Origin of the sequence: Corallococcus sp. AB049A, assembly GCF_003668885.1 — a bacterium.
In the GTDB taxonomy this organism is placed as follows: Bacteria; Myxococcota; Myxococcia; order Myxococcales; family Myxococcaceae; genus Corallococcus; species Corallococcus interemptor.
This window is the reverse complement of the sequence record NZ_RAWL01000960.1, coordinates 1-490: the sequence shown is the minus strand read 5'-3', so window position 1 is coordinate 490 and position 490 is coordinate 1. Positions and strand designations below refer to the sequence as shown.

Genomic DNA, 490 nt, shown 5'->3' with positions numbered 1-490 from the left:
CGGTGAGGGTGTATTCGTCGTCGGCGCCGATGTCCGAATGCGGACCGATCGCCAGCACCTGGCCGGCCACGCCGTCGCGGCGCAGTTCTTCCAGCAGGTCCTGTTCGTAGCGGCGCGCCAGCGGCTGCACGCTGCGCAGCACCACCACCAGGGTGTTGCCATCCAGCGTCGACTTCGGGCCATGACGGAAGCCCAGGGGTGTGTTGGCCAGCGCCAGCACGCGGCCAGCGGTGAGCTCCAGCACCTTCAGCGCGCACTCGCGTGCCAGTGCTTCCAGCGGGCCGCTGCCGAGGTAGATGATGCGGTTGAACGGGCGCTGCGCCAGTGTCGCCACCGGTGCATCCCACTGCGCCAGGCCTTCGCGGGCCAGCGCGGCGATCTGCTTCAGGCGCGTCACGCGCGCATCCCACGGCGAACGATCGAACACGGTCAGCGCGGCCAGCAGCATGCAGGTCAGGCTGCTGGTCATGGCGAAGGCGCGGTCGCAGCT

1 pseudogene is annotated in these 490 nt (G+C 69.8%); it reads right to left on the bottom strand.

Features of this window, described 5'->3' with window-relative positions:
- Positions 1–469 (bottom strand): annotated as a pseudogene (locus D7X55_RS46040) (SIS domain-containing protein); the annotation flags it as partial.
- Positions 470–490: the final 21 nt, after the last annotated feature.